This is a genomic window from Micromonospora sp. NPDC051925 (assembly GCF_044548625.1).
Classification (GTDB): domain Bacteria; phylum Actinomycetota; class Actinomycetes; order Mycobacteriales; family Micromonosporaceae; genus Micromonospora.
Genome location: NZ_JBIUCH010000010.1, coordinates 80,498 through 98,699 on the forward strand (window position 1 = coordinate 80,498; position 18,202 = coordinate 98,699).

The window sequence follows — 18,202 nt, forward strand, 5'->3', positions numbered from 1 at the left end:
CCCGGCGGCCACCCCCCGCGCGTAGCTTCACGCGGCCGCCTCACAGGCGGCCGCCGGCTCTCTCCCCGGCACCGGGGCCGCCCGACAGAGGCGGCCTCGCCCCAGGAGGAGACACCGATGAACCGCCTGCACGACCTGCTCGCCGCCGTCGACGACGGCGTCGACCCCGGCCCGTTCGCCCTCGTCCGCCGTGACGGCGTCGACCACGTCGACCTGTTCACCGGCCCGGTACGCGTCGCCGACCGGCTCGCCGACCTGCCGCTGCCCGAGGGTGGGCCCGGCCCCCGGACGCTGGCCCTGGTGCCGTACCGGCAGATCACCGAACGGGGCTTCGAGTGCCTGGACGATGGTGCCCCACTGGAGTACCTGACCGTCACCGGGCACGTCGAGCTGCCGCTGGCCGACCTGCTCGCCGCGCTGCCGGACGGGCCGGTGGTCACCAGCGACGCCGCCTTCGACGTCGACGACGACGAGTACGCCCGCCTCGTCGAGCGGGTGCTGGCCGAGGAGATCGGGCGGGGCGAGGGGGCGAACTTCGTCATCCACCGCACCCTGCGGGCCACCGTGCAGGGTGCCCCGTTGGGTGCCGCGCTGGCGGCGCTGGGCCGGCTGCTGCGCCACGAGCGGGGCGCGTACTGGACGTTCCTGGTGCACACCGGCACCCGGACCCTGGTCGGCGCGAGCCCGGAACGGCACGTCAGCGTCGACGACGGCCTGGTCATGATGAACCCGATCAGCGGCACGTTCCGGCACACCGGCACGACCGCCGACCGCGCCGAGCTGCTGCGGTTCCTGCGCGACCCGAAGGAGGTCGAGGAGCTGTACATGGTCCTCGACGAGGAGCTGAAGATGATGGCCGGCGTCGCCGAGCACGGCGGGCAGGTGGTCGGGCCGTACCTCAAGGAGATGGCGCACCTGGCGCACACCGAGTACCTGCTGGCCGGGCGGGGCGCGAAGGACGTCCGGGAGGTGTTGCGGGAGACCATGTTCGCCCCGACGGTGACCGGTAGCCCGATGCAGAACGCCTGCCGGGTGATCGCCCGGCACGAACGTACCGGCCGGCGCTACTACTCCGGGGTGCTGGCGCTGCTGGGCCGCGACGCCGAGGGCCGGCAGACGTTGGACGCGCCGATCCTGATCCGGACCGCCGAGATCTCCCCCGCCGGGCGGCTCCGGGTGCCGGTCGGGGCGACCCTGGTCCGCCACTCCACCGCCGCCGGTGAGGTGGCCGAGACACACGCCAAGGCCGCCGGGGTGCTCGCCGCGCTGGGGCTCGGCCCGCAGGCGCCGGCCGCCGGCCCGTACCCGCCGGTGCGCCTGGCCGACGACCCGCAGGTACGGACGGTGCTCGCCGCCCGCAACACCCCGCTGGCCCGGTTCTGGCTCGACCAACGGGCCCCCGGTGCGACGGCGCTGCCCGGGGCGACCGGCCGGCGGGCGCTGGTGGTCGACGGGGAGGACGCCTTCACCGGGATGCTCGCCCACCAGTTGCGCGCGCTGGGCCTGACGGTGGACGTCCGGCCGTGGCACGCCCCCGGCCACGGCGACGGGTACGACCTGGTGGTGGTCGGTCCCGGGCCGGGCGACCCGGGTGCGGTCGGGGAACCGAAGATGGCCGCGCTGCGCGGGCTGCTGACCGGACGGCTCGACGCGGGGCTGCCCACCCTGGCGGTGTGCCTGGGACACCAGTTGCTCAGCGGGTTGCTCGGGTTGGCGCTGCACCGCCGCGAAGCGCCCTACCAGGGCCTGCAACGACAGGTGTCGGTGTTCGGGGTACCACGTCGGGTGGGCTTCTACTCGACGTTCACCGCCCGGTCGACCACCGACCGGATCGGCTCGCCGTACGGCCCGGTGGAGCTGTCCCGGGATCCGGAGGACGGGTCGGTGCACGCGCTGCGCGGGGCGACCTTCGCCGGGGTGCAGTTCCACCCGGAGTCGGTGCTCAGCCGGGACGGCCTGGCGGTCCTCGCCGAGCTGTTGGGGCAGTTGCTGGCCCGACCGGCGCTGGCAGCGCATGGTGACGCCGCACGGGGGTAGCACCGCGGCGACCGGTGGGCCGGACGAGGGCTCCCGACCCGTCCGGCCCACCGGTCGCCGTCGGCTCGACCGCGACCAGACCGGGGCGACCGGGGCCCTCAGCCGGCGAGGCCGCGCTTGACGGCGGCACCGATCCGGACCGCCCGCTTGGCGGTCAGCGCGGTGGCCGCGAGCGCCACGTGGTCCGGGGCGGTCTCCCCGTTGTTGCTGGTGTGCGAGGCGCCGTACGGGTTGCCGGCGACGAACTGGCTCGGGTCGGTGTAGCCGGGGGTGACCACCACACCACCCCAGTGGTAGAAGATCGTGAACAGCGACAGCAGGGTCGACTCCTGCCCGCCGTGCGAGGTGGCGGTGGAGGTGAAGCCGCTGTAGACCTTGTCCGCCAGGGCGCCGTTGGCCCAGAGCGGGCCGGTGGTGTCGATGAACTGCTTGAGCTGGGCGGCGATCATCCCGTACCGGGTGGGCGAACCGAAGATCACCACGTCGGCCCAGGCCAGGTCGTCGATCTCGGCCTCCATCACGTCCTGGGTCTCCAGCCGGTGCGCCTGCCAACCCGCATTGGAGCGGATCGCCTCGTCCGGCGCCAACTCCCGCACCTTGCGCAGCCGTACCTCGGCACCCGCCTCACCGGCGGACTCGGAGGCCGCCTGTGCCATCTGGTAGGTGATGCCGGTCGCGCTGTAGTAGATGACTGCTACCTTGACCTGGCCGTCCATCGTCTGTGTCCTCCTCGGTTTCGGGTCAGCTCCGGCGACTACCCGTTGGGGGCAGGGTCAAACGCGTCGTCATGACATGATCCGGACATGAGGCTCAGAGCTGCCACCGCCGAGGACTGGCCGGCGATCTGGCCGTTCCTGCGGGATATCGTCGCCGCCGGTCAGACGTACACCTGGCCACGCGACGTCACCGAGGATGACGCCCGCCGACGGTGGTTGGTTCCTCCGCCCGGTCGTACGGTGGTCGCCGTGGACTCCGACGGGGCGGTCCTGGGGACGGCGAAGCTGGTCGCCAACCAGGAAGGGCCGGGTGACCACGTGGCGAACGCCAGTTTCATGGTGGCCCCGGCGGCGGCGGGTCGGGGCGTCGGCCGGGCCCTGGGGACGTACGTGCTGGAGCTGGCCCGGGTCGAGGGCTACCGGGCGATGCAGTTCAACGCGGTGGTGGCCAGCAACACCCGGGCGGTGGCGCTGTGGCGGTCGCTGGGTTTCGCGGTGGTCGGCCGGGTGCCGGAGGGTTTCCGCCACCCCGACCTCGGCTTGGTCGACCTGCTGGTGATGCACCGCCGGCTGGACTGATCGGACGCCCGGTCCGAGCGGCCTCCGAGAGGCCGGAGCCGCAGCTCAAGATTTGCGCAAGTTCCGCGCGGGAACGCTCTCACGTTTCGGCCGGAGCGGAATCCTGGTGGGCACCGTTGCCGGGGGAGAGGCCGCCTTCGGCGACCGGGGGGCCTGCACGGGGGGATCGCGCTCCGCCGCTTCGGCAACCGGCGGAGCGCGATCAGGGGCCTTCCCCGGCAGGCCCGATCCGGCGGCCGGTGTCGGGGATGCTTCCTATGCTGACCGGTGTGGTGGAGCTGACCGGTGGCGAGGCGCTGGCGTTGCGGATGGCCGCACTGTTGCTGCGGGAGCATCCGCGTGGCCGGCCGGCGGACGTCGCCGGGGTGGTCGAGTGGTTCGGAGCGATGCAGGCCCAGGACGCGGCGAGCGGCCTGTGGTCGCTGGGGCTACGGCTGCCCGGCCACACCGAGGCCGACGTGCGGGCCGCCCTGGAGCGACGCGAGGCGCTGCGCACCTGGCCGATGCGGGGCACCGTGCACCTGGTGCCGTGCCGGGACGCCCGCTGGATGCTGGAGTTGACCGGCGTACGGGCGCTGGCCGGGGCGACGGCCCGGCGGGCCGTGCTGGGGCTCACCGACGTCGAGGCCGACCACGCCGCCGACGCACTCGGCGCGGCGCTGGCCGGCGGCGGCCGGCTGACCCGCGCGCAGTGCCTGGCCGCGCTCGCCACCGCCGGAGTCGACGTCACCGGTCAGCGCGGCTACCACCTGCTCTGGTATGCCAGCCAACGGGGCGTCACCTGCATCGCCCCGCACGTCGGCACCGAGCAGACCTTCGCCCTGCTCGACGAGTGGGCCCCCGACCCGCACCACCCCGAGCGGGACGAGGCGCTGGGCATCCTGGCTGGGCGCTACTTCCGCAGCCACGGGCCGACGACCCGGCGGGACTTCACCGGCTGGACGGGACTGACCGCCGCCGACGCGAAGCGGGCCATCACGGTCGCCACCGACGCCGGTGAGCTGGCCCGGGTGCAGGTCGACGGCGTGGAGTCGTACCTCGACCCGGCGCTGCTCGACGCGCCCCGGCTGCCGCTGGACGACGTGCACGTGCTGCCCGGCTTCGACGAGTACCTGCTGGGCTTCAAGGACCGGCTGCTGATGCTCGACCCGGCGCACCTGGCGGCGGTGATCCCCGGCGGCAACGGGGTCTTCCAGTCCACGGTGGTGCGCGGTGGGCGGGTGGTCGGCACCTGGAAGCGCCGCCTCGCCCGGACCAGGGTCACCGTGGCGGTGCGGCCGCTGGTCACGCTGGACGCGCAGACGCGGCAGCGGGTCGAGGCGGCGTTGGAGGGCTACGCCCGGTTCCTCGGCCTGCCGCTGCACCTCTCCTGGTAGTGCGCTGCGTCCCGGCAGCCCTTCCGGTCCGGGCAGCCCTTGCACGCCACGGTGCTGCTCGCGCATCCCGGCACCTTGCGCACTGTTGGTGACTCTACGCAACCCACGGCGATGTAACCGAAAGTAATCGATGACTGTCAGTCGCCGACGATCCCGACGCACCCACAACCCGAGCAGAGCCGCTCCGAGCTGGGCATTCTTCGAAACACACCGCCGACCTCCACTACCCCTTGGCAGACACTCTGCTCTGCTGCCACCCACGCGACGGTCACCTCCCGCAACCGTCGCGTGGGTGGCAGCAGAGCAAAGTGGCCGAAGGTGGTGGGGTGGGGCCACAGTAAAGTTACTGTCCGTGTTGAACAGGTGGGCGCGGCGAAACGCGGAGCCCGAGGAGTCGTGGGGTGGCGGGCGGGGGATCTGACACGCCGATGGGGACGGCACGCCCCAACGGGGACCGGCGGCGTGCTGCCACCGGCCTCCGTGCGGGCGTGCCGTCCCAGGCGGGCGGGCCGCCACCGGTCCCGGACGACCCGCAGGCGGCGGATCAGTCGCCGAGCGTGCCGGCCGACCGGCCCTCGTGCAGGGTGAGGTTCCGCCCGGTCGACGGATCGAACAGGTGGATCTTTTCCAGGTTGAACCAGACCCGCCGGTCCTCACCCTCCCGCACCGGCGACTCGGCCGACAGCCGGGTCACCAGGTTGCCCCCGCCGCCGCTGAAGTCGGCACCGGCGTCGGCGGCCAACTCCTCCAGCTCGGCGGCGCTGGCCCGCTGCCCCTCGACGGTGAAGTAGACGTACTTGTCCGAGCCCATCGACTCGACGATCTCGGCGGGTGCGGTGAACTCCATGCCCCGGCCACGGGCCTCGTCGTCGATCAGTTCGGCGTCCTCGAAGTGCTCCGGGCGGATGCCGACGATCAGCTCGCGCGGCGCGTCGGCCCCCTCCAGCTCACGGCGGAGGCGCTCGCCGATCGGCACGTCACCCAACGCGGTGCGCAGCTTCCCGTCCTCCACGGCGGCGTGCAGGAAGTTCATCGACGGCGAGCCGATGAAGCCGGCGACGAAGAGGTTGCGCGGGTGGTCGTACAGCTCCTGGGGCGGGCCGACCTGCTGGATGGCGCCGCCCCGCATGATCACCACGCGGTCGCCGAGGGTCATCGCCTCGGTCTGGTCGTGGGTCACGTAGACGGTCGTGGTGCCGAGCTTCTTCTGCAACCGGGACACCACGGTTCGCATCTGCACCCGCAGCTTGGCGTCCAGGTTGGACAGCGGCTCGTCCATCAGGAACGCCTTCGGCTGCCGGACGATCGCCCGGCCCATCGCCACCCGCTGGCGCTGCCCGCCGGAGAGGTTCGCCGGCTTGCGGTCCAACAGCGGGGTCAGCTCCAGGACCTTCGCCGCCTCGTCCACCTTCTGGTCGATGGTCGCCTTGTCGAGCTTGGCCAACCGCAGCGGGAAGGCCATGTTCTCCCGCACGGTCATGTTCGGGTAGAGCGCGTACGACTGGAACACCATCGCGATGTCCCGGTCCCGGGGCGCCTTGTCGTTGACCCGTTGCCCGCCGATGCGCAGCTCACCGGAGCTGATGTCCTCCAGCCCGGCGATCATGTTGAGGGTGGTGGACTTCCCGCAGCCCGACGGGCCGACCAGGATGACGAACTCGCCGTCGGCGATCTCCAGGTCGACGTCCTGCACCGCCACGGTCCCGTCCGGGAACCGCTTGCTCACCTTGTCCAGCACGATCTCGGCCACTGTTACCACCTATCCCTTGACTGCGCCGGAGGTCAGACCGGAGACGATGCGGCGCTGGAAGAAGAGCACGAACAGGATGATCGGAATGGTGATCACCACGGCGGCGGCGCAGATCGCCCCGGTGGGGTCCTCGAACTGCGACTCGCCGGTGAAGAACGACAGCGCCACCGGCACCGTACGGGCCCGCTCGGTCGAGGTGAGCGTGATGGCGAACAGGAAGTCGTTCCAGCAGAAGATGAAGACCAGGATCGCCGTGGTGAACAGCCCCGGCGCGGCCAGCGGGGCGATGACCCGCCGGAACGCCTGCCCCTGGGTCGCGCCGTCCATCTTCGCCGCCTTCTCCAGGTCCCACGGGATCTGCTTGAAGAACGCCGACAGCGTGTAGATCGCCAGCGGCAGCGCGAAGGTGATGTACGGCAGGATCAGCCCCGGCCAGGTGTCGAAGAGGCCGAGCTGCCGCTCGATCTCGAACAGCGGCGACACCAGCGACACCTGCGGGAACATCGCGATCAGCAGGGAGACCCCGACCAGCAGGCGCTTGCCGGGGAAGTCCAGCCGACTGATCGCGTACGCGGCCATCGCGCCGAGCACCACCGCGATGAGCGTGGCGATCAGGGCGATGCCGATGGAGTTGACCAGGGCCCGGACGAACTGGTCGGTGTCGAAGATCGATCGGTAGTTGTCCAGCGTCCACTCCCTCGGCCAGAACCTGCCGTCGGTGAGGGTGGCCGGGGTCTTGAACGACAGTGAGGCGATCCAGAGCACCGGGACCAGGGCGAAGACGACGACGATGACGTCGATCAGGCCCCAACGCAGCTTCGCCCGGGTGGTGGTGTCGGCCATGTCAGCGCCTCTCCCCGTCGTCGCTGCCCGGGGCAGCGGTGCCGAACAGCTTCACGAAGACGAACGCGATGATCGCCACCGTGATGAAGATCAGCACGGACATCGTGGAGCCGATGCCGAGGTTGAGCCCCCGGATCAGGTTGTTGTAGGCGAGCATCGACACCGACGAGGTCTCGTTGCCGCCGTTGGTGAGCACGAAGATGTTGTCGAAGACCCGGAACGCGTCGAGGGTGCGGAACAGCAGCGCGACCAGGATCGCCGGCTTCATCACCGGCAGCATCACCTTGGTGAACCGTTGCCAGGCGGTCGCCCCGTCGGTGGACGCCGCCTTGAGCAGATCCTCCGGCACCAGCGCCAGCCCGGCCATCAGCAGCAGCGCCATGAACGGGGTGGTCTTCCAGATCTCGGCCAGCATGATGATCGCCAGCGAGCTGGCCCGCTCGGTCAGCGGCGCGCTGCCGTCGAAGAGGTTGGCCAGGTAGCCGGTGCCGGGCGTCCAGGCGTACCGCCAGGAGAACGCCGCGACCACCGTGACGATGCCGTACGGGATCAGCGCCGCGGTCCGGACGATGCCCCGGCCGACCAGGGTGCGGTGCATGACCAGGGCCAGCCCCATGCCGAGCACCAGCTCCACCACGACGGTGACCACCGTGATCAGCATGGTCACCCCGAACGCGGTCCACCAGAACTCGTTGCTCAGCACGGTGACGTAGTTCTCCAACCCGATGAACTTCCGCTCATCGGGGAAGCGCAGGTCGAAGCGTTGCAACGACAACCAGACCGAATAGCTGATCGGGTACGCGGTGACCAGCACCATGACCAGCGCGGCCGGGGCGCAGAGCAGCCAACCGAGCTTCCGTTCGGCCTTCTTGTTCTCACTCAACGGGCTGCGCCGGCTCACGGCAGGACCCCCTTGGACTGGAGGGCGTCGGAGATCGCGTCACGCAGCTCGTTCGCCGTCTGCTCCGGCCGGATCGCCGACGGCGGCGACAGGATCGCCGACATCACCGTGGAGATGCTCTGGTACGCGGGGGTCAGCGGCCGGACCGCCGGCTCCTTCAGCTCCGCCAGGATGGTCTCCTTCATCGGGTACGCCTCGTCCATCTCCGGGTCGTCGTAGACGGCCTCGATGGTCGGCGGCACCCCGTCGTTGATCGCGGAGAACTTCTGGTTCTTGGCGTCCCGGAGGCACTTCGCCGCCTCGAACGACTCGGTCGGGTGCTTGGAGTAGGCGCTGACCGCCAGGTTGACCCCGCCGATGGTGACCTTGCTGGGGGTGTTTGCGTCGATCCCGGGCACCCGGGCCCACCTGACCTTCTTGGCCAGCTCCGGGTCGGCCTCCTGCAACGCCGGGTAGACGAACGGCCAGTTGACCTGGAACGCGCCGTTGCCGGACTGGAAGTCCAGCCGGACGGGGTCCTCGGTGGAGTTGCTGAACGACGGCGACGTCACGCCCGACGTGGCAAATCGCTGAAGCTGGTCGAGGGCCTTGACCGTGCCAGAGTCCATCACGGCCTTCTTGCCGTCGTCGCTGAGGATCTTGCCGCCGGCGCTCTCGGCCAGCGTGTTGTAGAGCACGACCAGGCCCTCGTACTGCGCCCCCATGGTGAGCACCTGGTACGGCTTGCCCTGCCCCTTGAGGTCCTTGGCGGCGGTGATCATGTCGTCCCAGGTCTTCGGGGCCTGCGGCACCAGATCACTGCGGTACCAGAGCAGCTGCACGTTGGTGTTCTTCGGCGCACTGTAGAGCTTGTCCTCGTACCGGGCGGTGTCCAGCGGGCCGGCAAGGGTGCCCTGCTCCACCTCGCTCCTGTCCTGACCGGTCCACTCCCGGATCCACTTCGCGCTGGCGAACTCCTGGGTCCAGGTGACGTCGAGGCCGAGCACGTCCATCCCGGTGTCCTCGGCGGCGAGCCGGCGGACCAGCTGCACCCGCTGGTCGTCGGCCTGCCGGGGCAGCACCCGGTAGGCGATCTGGTATCGGCCCTCGGCCCGGGTGTTGCAGTCGTCGACCACCTTCTGCAGGTTCTGCTCCGGCGGGTAGTACAGGTTGATCGTGGGCGTACCACCGCCGCCGTCGTCAGTGCCGCACGCGGCCAGCGGCGCGACCAGCGCCAACGCGGCCACCGCCGCCCCGGCCCGGACAGCCGGCCGACGCCGGTGTCGGGCCGTTCCGGGCTCCGTCATCACCCTCCCCCTCTCTTCGGCGAATACCGGGGAGGTCACCCGCGCCCCGGTGCACGGCGAGCCGGTACCGGGCCGGTGAAGTGCGGAAACGCCCCGCCCCGGCCGTTCCGTGCGCCTACACTGCCCGACCTGCGAAGTCGCGAAACCTGCCGGTAACCAGAGTCCGGACCGATCGGTCGGCCCGCACCGGAGGTGGCGCGGCCGGGTGTCCCAGGTCGTGCCCAATCGGGCCGGCCGCACGGTTCAACCTCGGCACACACTCTGCGGGCCGACGCACACCGTCAGGCCGACGCACACCACTCAGGCGACGCGCGGGCACCGTCGAGACTGACGCGCACCGTTAAGGCCGACGCGCACCGTTCAGGCCGACACGCACCGTTCAGGCCGACACGCACCGTTCAGGCCGACACGCACCGTTCAGGCCGACACGCACCGTTCAGGGGCGGGCGCACCCGGTTCAGGCGCGGGCTCTCGCCCAGGACAGGAAGCGTTCGGTCATCCGGGCCGGTGGGTGTTCCGGGTGCAGTTGGCTGAGCTGGTTCGTCGCCTCGTACATCAGGGTGCCGAGGTAGACGAGCAGCCCGGTGCGGTCCTTGCGGTACTCGGTGAGCAGGGCGAGCTTGGCCGGCTGGCAGGGCCACTCCCGGCCACAGTTGCGGCACCGCCACAGTGGGCGCATCGCGACGTGCGGGACAGGCGGTCGGACCACCATCACCGCCACCTCCTCGAATCATGGGCGCGTTCGGCGGGGTCGGCCCCGGCCGTCTCGACCCGGGGCCGACCATCCGCGTCACCACACCGATCTGGGGACTGGAAGGGGCCGCTCCCGCACGGGGGATCGGGAGCGGCCCCGGGCTGGGCCCGCTGCCGCCCTCCCCGGCTGCCAGCGGGCCCGCCACGGGTGACAGTCTGCTGATCGGACCACTACTGTCGATACACGCTCACGTCATCTGCGCAGCTCAGCGGGGCGGGTGAGCGACCACGACAGACCCGCCGATCCACGGTGGGCAGAGACTGGGGGTGTGATGGGGACAGCTACCGATTACGTGTTGGAGGAGTTACGCCTGTTCCGGGCGGCGCTCGGGCTCAGCCAGGACGACTTCGGCAAGGGCATCGGCTACTCGGGGTCGCACGTCAGCTCGGTGGAGACCGGCGGCCGGGCACCCACCAAAGAGTTCATGAAGGCGGTCGACGGCCACCACCAGACCGGCGGGCGTTTCCTGCGGATGCTGGAGCGGTTGGGCCGACTCGACGCCGAGCCGGCCTGGCTCCGGGAGTGGATCGAGTTCGAGCGGGAGGCGACCACCCTGCGCTGGTTCGAGCTGGCGTACGTGCCGGGTCTGCTCCAGACCGAGCGGTACGCCCGCGCGACGCTGGCCGGCGGCCGGTTCGCCCCGGAGGACGTCGACCGGATCGTGGCGTCCCGCCTCGAACGGCAGGCGATCCTGCGGCGGGAGCGCCCACCGCAGCTCATCTGCGTGATCGACGAGGCGGTGCTCCGCCGGCCGGTGCTCGACCAGCCGGGGCTGATGATCGAGCAGTGTGAGCACCTGGCCCGGTTGACCGCCGAGGAGCACGTCCAGGTGCACATCGTGCCGACCGACGCCGGCATGTACCTGGGGCTGGCCGGGCAGTTCATCATCGCCGAGATGCCCGACGGTGAGCGGGTGACCTATGCGGACAACCAGCTCACCGCGCAGATCGTCGATACGCCAACCGATGTTGCTAGTCTGGCCAGGACGTGGGAGATCGTGCGGAACGAGGCGCTCCCCCGCCGGCAGTCAATCGAGCTGATCAAGGAAGTGGCGAAGTCATGGACATGATGACCCCGCAGTGGCGGAAGTCGACCAGGTCCGGCGGCAACGGCGGAGCCTGCGTCGAGGTCGCCGACAACCTGCCCGGCCGGGTGCTGGTGCGCGACACCAAGGACCGCGACGGCGGCACCCTCCACTTCGACCGTACGGCCTGGACCGCATTCGTCGGCTACGCCAAGCAGCACTGACGCGGCTCACCGGCCAGGCTCCACCGCATAGCCGGGGAGCCTGGCCGGCCCAACCAGCCTCCACCGCAAGACCCAAGTCCGAGCGGCCCAACCAGCCCCCACCGCAAGACCCAAGTCCGAGCGGCCCGACCAGGTTCCACCGCGCGGCCGGGAGCCTGGTCGGGCCCGGCCGCCTCTCACCCCCGCTCCGGCCCGTCGCGCAGGGGCGACGGTCGTCGATGATCAACGAGGCTCTACTCGGCAGCGGCGGCGCTCAGCAAGAGCGCAATCTCGGGACAGCGACACGGAGGCGATCGGGGCGTCAGTCGCCTCGGCCGTCAGCGTGCCGCCGGCAGGTGTCGCCCGCACGTACGTCTCGACTCGGAGCTGCACGCCCGACGCGACTGCTGGTCGGGGTGCCCACCCCGCAGACGACCGTCGACCTGCCGCTGCGGCCTTGGCCGACCGACCCACGCCCCACGTCGCGGTATGCAAAGCCCCGCCCCATGATCGGATTGCCGAAATGGAGACGACACGCCGGGGAAAGCACATCGAATGGCAATCTGATCTTGAGGCTCCAGCAGTTCCGCCCGGCCAGGGGTACGCAGCCGAGCCGGACGGCCCAGGCGACACACAAGCAAAGCCGGGCGGCACACACAGCAGAGCCGGGTGGGTAGCTCAGCATGCGCCCAGCCTTCGCGAAGATCGACTCAGTTGAGGCGATACAGCGGTATCGAGGTGCGGTGGACACCGCAACATCGCCCCCCTGGAGTCGATCAACCAAGCGCTCTGCCAGCCAGCCGCCATGCGCTGGATCTCGTCGACCCGCTGGTCAGCGACTGGGCAGCACCGCTGAAGCAAGGAGTGGGAAACGTCGAAAACCTCGTCTGACACTCCTGGCCATGGAACCGACCCCGCCCGCCCCGCACCCCTCACCGCCCGCACCCCAACACCACCCGACGCCCCGGCCACCGCCCGCACCCCAACACCACCCGACGCCCCGCGCCCCGGCGGGTACCGTGGGGTCCGTCGGCTGACCACGACCGTCCGGACGGCGGGTGCGGCGGGGCTACCCCGGGTGTGCCGCGTGCACTAGCGTTGATGCACTCACTCCACCAGCCAGCGCGTCGCCGTCGTAGTCGATACGCCTCCGGCCGACATCAGCCTGCCCGTTCGGTGGGTTCTCCCGCGAACTCCCACTGCGCGCCCACCGGTCTGGGCAGGATCGTCCTCAACGAGGAGGTGCTCCGTGGTGCAGGACACCCGCGCTCTCGCCCTGACGTTCGAGGTGAGCGGCCTGCCACCGGTAAAGACCGAGGCGCTGTCCATCTTCGCCGCCGGCCATCGGCAGGCGACGAGGGTCCGCGCCCTGCTCGAAGCGGCCTGCGCCGCGGCCCAGCACACCGGCTGGACGCCGTTGGCCGGGCCGATCGAGGTCGACCTGATCCTGCGCTGCCCACCCGGGCATCGCACGTCTGACGCCAGCACCCTGCTCGGTGGGGTGTGCGCGGTGCTCCAGGACAAGAAGCGGGTGGCGAACATCGGGCTGGCCCATCTCGGGGTCCTGGTCGACGTCGCCCTCTACGTCGACGACCGGCAGGTCCGTCGGCTGTCGTACCTGGAGGAGCCGGCGGAGGACTTCTCGTACCAGGTCCGGGTGGCCGCCGCGCCAGCCGTGGTTTGACCGACGCCCGCGGTGGGGTACCGCGGACGCCGACGAAGGGAGCGCCGATGTCGGAGCCACATGTCACGCTCGACCCGAGAGGGCTCGACCCGGTGCAGCAGAAGCTGCGCGGCCCGCTGGAGGACCAGCTGACCTCGGCCCTCCAGGCGGCCACCGACCGGGTCCGGGCCAGCTACGCGGGCGAACCGGTCGAACAGGTCTGCCAGCGGTTGCTCGAGGAGACCCGCTCCGGGCTGCACCCGGACATCGCCGCCGGTTTCCGGCCCGACATGGACGAGTTCTGCCGGGTGGCGGTGGCGATCGTCCGGGACGAGGTCTCCTGACCCACCCGAGTCGTCCCGACCGGCGCGAGGTCTGCTGGCGCGCGCGGAGAACTGCCCATGCGCGGAGAACTGGCCGCGCGAGGAGAACTGGCCGCGCGAGGAGAGCTGGTCAGGGCCGGGTCCGCAACTCCCCGACCCTGACCGCCAGCCGTCCGGCCTGGCGGCGGCGCTCGCCGACCGGGCACAGCGGGCGGGGCAGGACGCCCCACACCAGGCCCGACACGACGCAACGGCCGCCTGCACTCAGCTCCACGGTGCCCAGCACCGGACTTCGGCGCGTTCCCGACCACCCCGAATGGTCACGAACGCCGGCCAAGGTTAGGCACCCGCCCGGTTGCCGGGCAAGCAGGTCGGCGGTGCCGCGAAAGTGATTCACACGGGGGTGGAATTGCGGCATCCCGGCGTGACACGGTCAGCCGGGCTGACGCTGCTTCTCGTCGAGGCGACCGGTCGGTGGCGTGACCGGAGGGCTGGCAGCCGCGCGTCCCGCCGCCCAGCCGCCGAGGATCATCCCCAGCGCCACCAGGTGCAGCAGTCGTACGCCCAGCGGGGCGGACACCGTGGCGGCGGGCAGCACCGGCAGCACCGGCGCCCCGAGGGCGACGACCGACAGGGTCACCGCCCGGAACACCACCGGCCGGGCCGGCGGCGCGGGCGGCGGAACGCCGAGGAAGACCTGCCCCCGACGGGCGGCCCGGACCGCCAGGGCGCACACCACCGCCCCGCACACCAGGCTGCTGACCAGGTTGGAGAGGAACCACCAGTCCATCCCGGCGAGGGTGGCCACGGCGGGGTCCACCCCCAGGGCATGCGGCCACCGCGTGCTGTGGGTCACCCGGTCCAGGCCGACGTGGCTGACCGCGCCGATCAACGCCGAGCAGACGGTCACCTGCCAGGGATGCCGGACGCCGCCGAGCGCCGCGTAACCGGGCCAGCCGAAGAGTCGACCCCCGGGCAGGTGCACGGCGACCCCGGCCACCACCCGGCGGACCAGCCAGGCGTAGGCCAACGCCACCGGCAGGCACCACCAGAGCACCCCACCCAGGGTGTGCACCCGCCCGCCCAGCTCGAACCGGGTGCCGCTGACCAGGTAGGCGACGTCCGGTGCCACCGCGCCGGTGCAGAGCGCCACCCCGTCGAACCAGTGCGGACGCCACAGCTTCAGCGGCAGCACCGGCGCCAGGTGAGAGGGGAAGGTCAGCGGCACGCACCGTACGTTACCGTTTCGGCACCCTCAGAAGTGGTCAAGCAGGTCCGGGAAGGCGGCCAGTCGGATCACCCCGACGTCGGCCGGGTCGAGGTCGTCGTCCTCCAGGACCCAGGTGTTCTCGTTGGGGATGAACACCGCCCGCATACCGGCCGCCCGCGCCGGCAGGATGTCCGACCTCGGGGAGTTGCCGATCATCCAGGCGTCGGCCGGGACGAAGCCGTGTTCCCGGGCCAGCCACCGGTAGGTCTCGGCGTTCTTCTCGGCCACGATGTGTGCCGCGTCGAAGTGGTGCAGCAGGCCGCAGGCGTCCAGCTTGCGCTGCTGCTCCTCCCGGTCCCCCTTGGTCAGCAGCAGCAGGTCGTACCGGCCGGCCAGGGCGTCGAGGGTGTCGGCGACGCCGGGCATCAGCTCGACCTGATGGGTGACCAGCGCCTGGGCCAGTGCGTCGAGGTCGCGGCGTTCCCGGTCGGTGGCCGGGCGCTCGCGCAGCCGCTCCAGGCACTCGCCGAGGCTACGCAGGAAGACCTTGCTGCCGTAGCCGTGGGCCACCGCGTTGGCCCGCTCGATGTCGTCGAGCACCGTACGGATCTGGACCCGGTCGAGCGTCGGATGGTCGAGCCAGTCCAGGAAGTCGTCGATCACCCGCTCGAAGAGGACGTTGTTCTCCCAGAGCGTGTCGTCGGCGTCGAAGATCAGCGTCGTCGTGGTCCCATCCGGGGTCATCCTGGTCCCTTCCCGATCGGCCGCCCGGCCGGCGGCGGCCCCGGACACCCTAGTGGCCCGGCCCGTCCGGCACATCCGGGTTCTCCCGGCGCAGGGTCAGGATCAGGTCGGCGACCAGGGCCGTCCACCCGGTCTGGTGCCAGGCCCCGAGCCCGGCCCCGTTGTCGCCGTGGAAGTACTCGGGGAAGGCGATCAGGTCCCGCCAGTCGGGATGGGTCTGGAAGAGCTGGCAGGCCCCGTAGATCGGCCGGCGGCCCCAGTCGTCCCGGGTGAACAGGGCGATCAACCGGGCGGAGAGGTCGTCGGCGATCTCGTCCAGGGTGCACTTGCGCCCCGATCGGGTCGGGTACTCCACCAGGAGGTCGTCGCCGAAGAACGAGGCGTAGTCGCGCAACGCGCTGATCAGCAGGAAGTTCGTCGGCATCCAGATCGGGCCACGCCAGTTCGAGTTGCCGCCGAACAGCCCGCTGGTCGACTCGGCCGGCTCGTAGCCGACGCAGAACTCCTGCCCGCCGAGGTCGACCGCGAACGGCTTGTCCAGGTGGGCCCGGCTGAGCGTACGCAGGCCGTAGTCGGAGAGGAACTCGTCGGGGTCGAGCATCCGGGCCAGCAGCCGGACCACCTGCTCCGGGCCGACCATGGACAGCAACCGCTGCTGGCGGCCGTCCGGGCCGAGCCGGCGGGCCCCGATCACGTCGGCGTACTCGGGACGTTGGGTGAGGAACCAGCGCAGCCGGGCACCCAGCTCGGGCAGGCGTTGCAGGGTCCGCCCGGTGAGCCGGGTGGTGGCCGCCAGCGGCAGCAGCCCCACCACCGAGCGGACCTTCAGCGGCACCTGGCTGCCGTCGGCGAGCCGCAGCACGTCGTAGAAGAACGCGTCCTCGGCGTCCCACAGGCCCTGCGAGTAGCCGGCGGCGGCGATGTAGGCGAAATGTTCGAAGAACTTCGTCGCGGTGTCCACGTACGCCCGATCGTGCTCGGCCAGCACGATCGCCATGTCCAGCAGGTTGAGGGCGTACATCGCCATCCAGCCGGTGCCGTCGGACTGTTCGAGCACCCCGGCCACCGGCAGCGCGGCCGAGCGGTCGAACGGGCCGACGTTGTCCAGCCCGAGGAAGCCCCCCTCGAACAGGTTGTTGCCGCCGGTGTCCTTGCGGTTGACCCACCAGGTGAAGTTGAGCAGCAGCTTGTGCATCACCCGGGCGAGGAACTCGTGGTCCCGCCCACCGTCGATCTCGAACACCTTCAGCGCGGCCCAGGCGTGCACCGGCGGGTTCACGTCGCCGAACGCCCACTCGTACGCCGGGATCTGCCCGTTGGGGTGCAGGTACCACTCGCGGAGCAGGAGCAGCACCTGCTCCTTGGCGAAGCCCGGGTCCACCCGGGCGATGCTGACGCAGTGGAAGGCCAGGTCCCAGGCGGCGTACCAGGGATACTCCCACGGGTCGGGCATGGAGATCACGTCGAAGCTGGTCATGTGCCACCAGGCGCTGTTGCGCCCGTGCCGGCGACCGGCCGGCGGTGGCGCCGAGCCCGGGTCGCCCTCCAGCCACCGCTTGACGTCGAAGTGGTAGAACTGCTTGCTCCACATCAGCCCGGCGATCGCCTGCCGGGCCACCAGTGCCTCGTCGGCGCTGGCCGCCGCCGGGATCACCCCGGCGAAGAAGCGGTTCGCCTCGGCCCGTCGGGCCCACACCACGGCGTCGAAGCCGGCGTCCAGATCCGCCGGGGGCGGCGGGGTGGCGGCGGGCGGCGGGGCGGTCCGGGTCAGCCGCAGCCGGATCTGCCGCTGCCCGCCGGCCGGCACGTCCAGCACGTAGTGCAGGGCGCCCTTGGTCCCCTCCCGGTCCGGGTTGACGGTGTCCGCGCCGGCCACCACGTGGTCGTTGATGCCGTCCTTCGGGTACGGCGACCGGCCGGGCAGCCCCCACAGCCGTTCGGCGTTGGTGTCGTTGTCGCAGAGCAGCGGGGTCGGCTCGCCGTCGCCCTCCAGCAGGATCTGCCCCAGCACCCAGTGCTCGCCGACCAGCCGGGCGCCCTCCCCCACCAGCCGGGGCACCCGGTCCGCGCCGGGCGGACCCCAGGCCCAGGTGTTACGGAACCACAGCGTGGGCAGCACGTGCAGGGTGGCCGCCCGGTCGGCCCGGTTGGCGACGGTGACCACGATGCACAGGTCGGTCGGGGACGCCTTGGCGTAGTCGACGGTGACCGCCCAGTACCGGTCGTCGTCGAAGATACCGGTGTCGACCAGCTCGTACTCGGTCTCGTCCCGGCCGCGCAGGGCGTTGACGGCGACCAGTTCGTCGTACGGGAAGGCGGCCTGCGGGTAGTGGTAACGCCAGCGCATCCAGGAGTGGGTGGGGGTGCTGTCGAGGTACCACCAGTACTCCTTGGCGTCCTCGCCGTGGTTGCCGCCGTCACCACCGAGGCCGAACATCCGCTCCTTGAGGATCGGGTCCGCGCCGTTCCACAAGGCCAGCCCGAAGCAGAACGTCTGCCGGTCGTCGCAGACGCCCGCCATGCCGTCCTCGTTCCACCGGTAGGCTCTGGACCGCGCGTGGTCGTGGGGGAAGTAGTCCCACGCCGTACCGTGCTCGCTGTAGTCCTCCCGTACCGTCCCCCACGCCCGCTCGGACAGATAGGGACCCCATGCGCGCCAGTCCTGCTCCCCGGCATCGGCCTGGGCGAGTCGGAGCCGCTCGGCGTCGGGGGACGGTGCGTCGGAGGGCGATCTGTCGGTGAACACCTGCACATCTTCGACGCCGCCGGGGTACTTGACCACAGCGCCCATTG

At 71.3% G+C, this 18,202-nt stretch carries 16 protein-coding genes; 7 read left to right on the plus strand and 9 right to left on the minus strand.

From position 1 onward, the window contains the following. The first annotated feature begins 117 nt into the window (after positions 1-117). Positions 118-2,037, plus strand: coding sequence for a chorismate-binding protein (locus ACIG87_RS15505; RefSeq protein ID WP_396851172.1), 1,920 nt, complete (start codon positions 118-120; stop codon positions 2,035-2,037). A gap of 98 nt (positions 2,038-2,135) precedes the next feature. Here the strand turns inward: ACIG87_RS15505 and wrbA are convergent, their stop codons facing one another. After that, positions 2,136-2,753, minus strand: coding sequence for an NAD(P)H:quinone oxidoreductase (gene wrbA / locus ACIG87_RS15510; RefSeq protein WP_396851173.1), 618 nt, complete (start codon positions 2,751-2,753; stop codon positions 2,136-2,138). Between the two features lie 87 nt (positions 2,754-2,840). Between wrbA and ACIG87_RS15515 the strand changes: the two genes are divergently transcribed. Both ACIG87_RS15515 and ACIG87_RS15520 read left to right on the plus strand, forming a co-directional pair. Continuing rightward, on the plus strand, positions 2,841-3,332 hold the full coding sequence (locus tag ACIG87_RS15515) for a GNAT family N-acetyltransferase (protein WP_396851174.1): 492 nt from the start codon (positions 2,841-2,843) through the stop codon (positions 3,330-3,332). Positions 3,333-3,580: 248 nt separating this feature from the next. Continuing rightward, on the plus strand, positions 3,581-4,708 hold the full coding sequence (locus ACIG87_RS15520) for a winged helix DNA-binding domain-containing protein (RefSeq protein WP_396851175.1): 1,128 nt from the start codon (positions 3,581-3,583) through the stop codon (positions 4,706-4,708). Between the two features lie 544 nt (positions 4,709-5,252). Here the strand turns inward: ACIG87_RS15520 and ACIG87_RS15525 are convergent. From ACIG87_RS15525 to ACIG87_RS15545, 5 genes are all read right to left on the minus strand, one after another. After that, on the minus strand, positions 5,253-6,458 hold the full coding sequence (locus ACIG87_RS15525; protein WP_396851176.1) for an ABC transporter ATP-binding protein: 1,206 nt from the start codon (positions 6,456-6,458) through the stop codon (positions 5,253-5,255). Positions 6,459-6,467: 9 nt separating this feature from the next. Continuing rightward, complete coding sequence (locus tag ACIG87_RS15530; RefSeq protein WP_396851177.1) at positions 6,468-7,301, minus strand: carbohydrate ABC transporter permease; 834 nt, start codon at positions 7,299-7,301, stop codon at positions 6,468-6,470. A 1-nt stretch (position 7,302) separates the two neighbouring features. Then, positions 7,303-8,202, minus strand: coding sequence for a carbohydrate ABC transporter permease (locus ACIG87_RS15535; protein WP_396851178.1), 900 nt, complete (start codon positions 8,200-8,202; stop codon positions 7,303-7,305). Beyond that, positions 8,199-9,491: an ABC transporter substrate-binding protein gene (locus tag ACIG87_RS15540; protein ID WP_396851179.1), complete on the minus strand. Its 1,293-nt coding sequence runs from the start codon at positions 9,489-9,491 to the stop codon at positions 8,199-8,201. The genes ACIG87_RS15535 and ACIG87_RS15540 overlap by 4 nt, the downstream gene beginning before the upstream one ends. Before the next feature lie 454 nt (positions 9,492-9,945). Beyond that, the gene (locus tag ACIG87_RS15545) at positions 9,946-10,200 is read right to left on the minus strand and encodes a flavin reductase (RefSeq protein ID WP_328348739.1); all 255 of its coding nucleotides are present in this window, start codon (positions 10,198-10,200) and stop codon (positions 9,946-9,948) included. 313 nt (positions 10,201-10,513) lie between these two features. On the opposite strand from ACIG87_RS15545, the gene ACIG87_RS15550 reads away from it, so the two are divergent. The 4 genes from ACIG87_RS15550 to ACIG87_RS15565 all read left to right on the plus strand — a co-directional run bounded on the left by ACIG87_RS15550 (position 10,514) and on the right by ACIG87_RS15565 (position 13,476). After that, the gene (locus ACIG87_RS15550) at positions 10,514-11,311 is read left to right on the plus strand and encodes a helix-turn-helix transcriptional regulator (RefSeq protein WP_396851180.1); all 798 of its coding nucleotides are present in this window, start codon (positions 10,514-10,516) and stop codon (positions 11,309-11,311) included. Then, positions 11,308-11,490: a DUF397 domain-containing protein gene (locus ACIG87_RS15555; protein ID WP_091238730.1), complete on the plus strand. Its 183-nt coding sequence runs from the start codon at positions 11,308-11,310 to the stop codon at positions 11,488-11,490. Before ACIG87_RS15550 ends, ACIG87_RS15555 begins: the two co-directional genes overlap by 4 nt. Before the next feature lie 1,231 nt (positions 11,491-12,721). Next, on the plus strand, positions 12,722-13,153 hold the full coding sequence (locus ACIG87_RS15560; protein ID WP_396851317.1) for a hypothetical protein: 432 nt from the start codon (positions 12,722-12,724) through the stop codon (positions 13,151-13,153). Positions 13,154-13,200: 47 nt separating this feature from the next. Then, complete coding sequence (locus ACIG87_RS15565) at positions 13,201-13,476, plus strand: hypothetical protein (RefSeq protein ID WP_328345164.1); 276 nt, start codon at positions 13,201-13,203, stop codon at positions 13,474-13,476. Positions 13,477-13,888: 412 nt separating this feature from the next. Here the strand turns inward: ACIG87_RS15565 and ACIG87_RS15570 are convergent, their stop codons facing one another. From ACIG87_RS15570 to ACIG87_RS15580, 3 genes are read right to left on the minus strand one after another with little or no spacing between them, the layout of a single operon-like run. Beyond that, positions 13,889-14,683, minus strand: coding sequence for a DUF4184 family protein (locus ACIG87_RS15570; RefSeq protein ID WP_396851181.1), 795 nt, complete (start codon positions 14,681-14,683; stop codon positions 13,889-13,891). Positions 14,684-14,710: 27 nt separating this feature from the next. After that, positions 14,711-15,409 (minus strand): HAD family hydrolase, encoded by a 699-nt coding sequence (locus ACIG87_RS15575; protein WP_396851182.1) that lies wholly within the window; start codon positions 15,407-15,409, stop codon positions 14,711-14,713. A 49-nt stretch (positions 15,410-15,458) separates the two neighbouring features. Continuing rightward, entirely contained in the window at positions 15,459-18,200 is a 2,742-nt protein-coding gene (locus ACIG87_RS15580; protein WP_396851183.1) for an MGH1-like glycoside hydrolase domain-containing protein, read from the minus strand. Positions 18,201-18,202: the final 2 nt, after the last annotated feature.

Coding starts and splice junctions, on each gene's coding strand:
- ACIG87_RS15505 (WP_396851172.1), top strand. CDS start 118: ATGAACCGCCTGCACGACCTGCTCGCCGCCGTCGACGACGGCGTCGAC.
- wrbA (WP_396851173.1), bottom strand. CDS start 2,753: ATGGACGGCCAGGTCAAGGTAGCAGTCATCTACTACAGCGCGACCGGC.
- ACIG87_RS15515 (WP_396851174.1), top strand. CDS start 2,841: ATGAGGCTCAGAGCTGCCACCGCCGAGGACTGGCCGGCGATCTGGCCG.
- ACIG87_RS15520 (WP_396851175.1), top strand. CDS start 3,581: ATGCTTCCTATGCTGACCGGTGTGGTGGAGCTGACCGGTGGCGAGGCG.
- ACIG87_RS15530 (WP_396851177.1), bottom strand. CDS start 7,301: ATGGCCGACACCACCACCCGGGCGAAGCTGCGTTGGGGCCTGATCGAC.
- ACIG87_RS15545 (WP_328348739.1), bottom strand. CDS start 10,200: ATGGTGGTCCGACCGCCTGTCCCGCACGTCGCGATGCGCCCACTGTGG.
- ACIG87_RS15550 (WP_396851180.1), top strand. CDS start 10,514: ATGGGGACAGCTACCGATTACGTGTTGGAGGAGTTACGCCTGTTCCGG.
- ACIG87_RS15555 (WP_091238730.1), top strand. CDS start 11,308: ATGATGACCCCGCAGTGGCGGAAGTCGACCAGGTCCGGCGGCAACGGC.
- ACIG87_RS15565 (WP_328345164.1), top strand. CDS start 13,201: ATGTCGGAGCCACATGTCACGCTCGACCCGAGAGGGCTCGACCCGGTG.
- ACIG87_RS15575 (WP_396851182.1), bottom strand. CDS start 15,409: ATGACCCCGGATGGGACCACGACGACGCTGATCTTCGACGCCGACGAC.
- ACIG87_RS15580 (WP_396851183.1), bottom strand. CDS start 18,200: ATGGGCGCTGTGGTCAAGTACCCCGGCGGCGTCGAAGATGTGCAGGTG.